We start from the raw sequence: 3,019 nt of genomic DNA, 5'->3' as shown, positions 1-3,019 counted from the left end.
TGATCCGGGGACGACAGGCCGACGACAAAGCCAGGCATTTCCTACATCGCGGCATTGCCGCCCGTCAGTTTCAGCGCACCTTCCTTCTTGCCGAAGGCATGGAGGTGATGGGCGCCGATCTGTCGAACGGTCTTCTTTCGATCGATCTGATCCGGCCGGAGCCGGATCGCATCATTCGCAAGATCGACATCGTGACATCGGACGAGGCGTAGCAGTCCCGTGAAGGAGGTTCCTATGAATAACGAAACGCATATCGCCTTCCCGGCGAACGATCTGGCCGCCTGGGGCGAGGGGCAGATGGCCTACGTCAAGCCGATGCGCTCGGACGATATCGCCAAGGCCTTTCCGGAGGCGCCGAAGATCGAACCGGGGCTTCAGCTTTTTGCCCTCGTTTCGGCCAGCGGTGCGCCGATCCTTCTGACGGATACGCGTGACGCCGCCGTGGCGAACGCCTGGGCGCATGATCTGGAGACGGTGAGCCTGCATTAGGCTCATGCCCGAGCGCGTTCTTCGGCGTTGAGAAAAGCCAGGAGAGCGCCTGCGAGTTCGGCAGGCGCCTCCTCGGCCATATGGTGCCCACTCTCGATGCCATGTCCCTGCAGATCGGGCGCCCAGGGCCGCCAGACGCTCAATACGTCGCCGTAGAGCATTTCTAGATCGTCCTTCGACGACCACAGGCACAACACCGGACATTGTAGCCGTCGACCCGCGTTGCGATCGTCTTCGTCGTGAAGCCTGTCGATTCCCAACCCTGCGCGGTAATCCTCGATCATCGTATGCACTGTCGCCGGGTCGTGGATCGCCGCGCGATAATCCGCATAATTCTCCGCCCCCATCTTTTCGGGATCGCCTTCGTACCAGGCATCGGGATCGGCGAGGATCGCCCGCTCGGGCTTCTCGGCCTGTCCGAAGAAAAACCAGTGCCACCACGATTGCGCGAACCGCGCATTGCAGCGCTCCAGGGCCTCCAGGATCGGAACGCCGTCCAGAATTGCCAGACGTGAAATGACGTCCGGATGGTCCATGGCCGTCCTGAACGCGGTGTAGGAGCCCCGATCGTGTCCGACGATCGCGAACCGGGTGAACCCCAGTTCTTGCATCAACGCGACACAATCTTTCGCCTTCGCGCGTTTGGAGGAGCCGCGATGGTCGGGCGTATCGGCCGGTTTCGAGGATCGTCCGAACCCGCGAAGATCGGGACAGACGACCGTGTGCGATCTTGCGAGAAGTGGCGCCACCCGGTGCCAAGTCGTGTGTGTCCTGGGGTGGCCGTGGAGCAAGAGAACGGGCGGGCCCGCGCCGCCGCGGCGGACCCGGAGAGTGGCCTCGGGCAAATCGATCGTCTCGAGTACAAAACCGTCGAACATTCGGCCCCCATCGCTTCGATTGCCAGAAACTAGGCCGGAGAGGTGCAGGGACGAGAGGGAAAGTCGGATCAGGCGACCGATTCGATCGCCGCGATCAGCCGGTCGAGATCCTCATTGGTCGACAAGCGATGATCGCCGTCCTTCACCAGCGTCAGCGACACGCTGTCCCCGGGGATGTGCTCCACGAGTTGCAGTGCATGGCCCCAGGGAACATCCGGGTCCTTCATTCCTTGCAGAATGACGACCGGACAGCCGGTGCGGATGGGGGCGCCGAACAGCAGATGGCGACGCCCGTCCTCGATCAGGCCGCGGGTCATGGGGTAGGGATCCGGAGAATACGGGGTGGGACGATAATAGACCCCGGTTTCCATCACGGCTCGCTTGATGTCGTCCGGAAAGCGGTCCCACATCAGTTTCTCGGTGAAGTCGACCGCGGGTGCGATAAGGACCATGCCGGCCGGCGCGATATCCGGCCGCTTCTCGATGAGCGCTCGTGCGGCAAGGAGTGCGATCCATCCGCCCATCGAGGAACCGACGAGGATCGGTCGAGCCGGGGCATAGGCCTCGATCACGGCGAGGGCTTCCTCCAGCCACTTGGAGATCGTCCCGTCCTCGAAATCCCCGCTCGACTCCCCATGGCCGCTATAATCGAAGCGGATGAAACTGCGGTCGGATTTTTCCGCCCATGCGTTGACCGCTTCCGCCTTGGTCGCCCGCATGTCGGACTTGAATCCGCCGAGCCAGACGACCGGCGGATTTCGGCCTTGGTGACGCAGGACGGCGATTTGACGTTCCGCTGTTTCTTTCCCGACCGTAAGAATAAGCGCCATGGTTAACCGATCCTCAACCGCTTCGAAGCAAGGGTTGCGACATGATTCCGTTTGAAGGGCTCTTACACCGGTGAGTTTCGCAGCGCGACCCGCAGGGACGTCGTTTCCATCCTCCAAGCATTCACTCGCGGGCCGCACGATCCTCCAGATCATTCCTGAGCTGGAAGCCGGGGGCGCCGAGCGCACGAGCGTGGATATCGCCGAAGGTCTCGTCCATGTGGGCGCGCGCGCGCTCGTTGCGACGGAAGGCGGGCGTCTGGTCGGCGAATTGCAGGCCAAGGGCGGCATCTGGATTCCCTTCCCTGCGGCGACGAAAAATCCCTTCTCGATGGCCCTCAACATCCGTCGGCTGGCGAAGATCTGCTACAAGGAGAAAGTTTCGCTGGTCCATGCCCGTTCGCGTGCGCCCGCTTGGGTCGCACTCGGAGCGGCCCGCTCGCTCGAACTGCCCTTCGTGACGACGTATCACGGTAGCTATGCGGGGCGCTCGTCGGTGAAGATGCTCTACAATTCCGTGATGGCGCGCGGAGACGCGGTCATCGCCAATTCGCACTATACCGGGGACCTAATCCGATCGCTGTTCCCGCAGGCCACCGATCGCATCCGCGTGATCCACAGAGGGACGGATTTCGGTGTTTTCTCGCCCTCGGCCGTTGCTCCGGAGCGCGTGGAAAACCTGCGCAAATCCTGGGGCGTCGCTCCCCATGAACGGATCGTGCTGCTGGCTGCCCGGCTGACGGGGTGGAAGGGGCAAAAAGTGCTGATCGAAGCCGCCGCCAAGCTTCGCGATGGCGGGCTGACCGATGCGACGTTCATCCTTGC

Annotated in this window: 5 protein-coding genes; 3 read left to right on the top strand and 2 right to left on the bottom strand. The window is 62.6% G+C overall.

The window, feature by feature from the left end:
- Both AC1DT3_RS16645 and AC1DT3_RS16640 read left to right on the top strand, forming a co-directional pair.
- The coding region (locus AC1DT3_RS16645; protein WP_477466353.1) for an Hsp20 family protein at window positions 1-212 on the top strand (212 nt) is incomplete at its 5' end.
- A 22-nt stretch (window positions 213-234) separates the two neighbouring features.
- On the top strand, window positions 235-489 hold the full coding sequence (locus tag AC1DT3_RS16640; RefSeq protein ID WP_477466352.1) for a BQ00720 family protein: 255 nt from the start codon (window positions 235-237) through the stop codon (window positions 487-489).
- A 2-nt stretch (window positions 490-491) separates the two neighbouring features.
- On the opposite strand, the gene AC1DT3_RS16635 is transcribed toward AC1DT3_RS16640, so the two are convergent.
- Both AC1DT3_RS16635 and AC1DT3_RS16630 read right to left on the bottom strand, forming a co-directional pair.
- On the bottom strand, window positions 492-1,367 hold the full coding sequence (locus AC1DT3_RS16635; RefSeq protein WP_477466351.1) for an alpha/beta fold hydrolase: 876 nt from the start codon (window positions 1,365-1,367) through the stop codon (window positions 492-494).
- A 68-nt stretch (window positions 1,368-1,435) separates the two neighbouring features.
- A complete protein-coding gene (locus AC1DT3_RS16630; protein ID WP_477466350.1) occupies window positions 1,436-2,197 on the bottom strand; it encodes an alpha/beta hydrolase in 762 nt (253 codons plus the stop codon).
- 70 nt (window positions 2,198-2,267) lie between these two features.
- Between AC1DT3_RS16630 and AC1DT3_RS16625 the strand changes: the two genes are divergently transcribed.
- On the top strand, window positions 2,268-3,019 hold a 752-nt coding region (locus AC1DT3_RS16625; RefSeq protein ID WP_477466349.1), incomplete at its 3' end, for a glycosyltransferase.

This window comes from Microvirga sp. P4_G7 (assembly GCF_056401005.1).
Note: the sequence above shows the minus strand (reverse complement) of the source record. Positions and strands in the feature narration are given on the sequence as shown.

What these genes read in the sequence shown, in the direction of transcription:
- AC1DT3_RS16640 (WP_477466352.1), top strand. Translation starts at nt 235, where the DNA reads ATGAATAACGAAACGCATATCGCCTTCCCGGCGAACGATCTGGCCGCC.
- AC1DT3_RS16635 (WP_477466351.1), bottom strand. Translation starts at nt 1,367, where the DNA reads ATGTTCGACGGTTTTGTACTCGAGACGATCGATTTGCCCGAGGCCACT.
- AC1DT3_RS16630 (WP_477466350.1), bottom strand. Translation starts at nt 2,197, where the DNA reads ATGGCGCTTATTCTTACGGTCGGGAAAGAAACAGCGGAACGTCAAATC.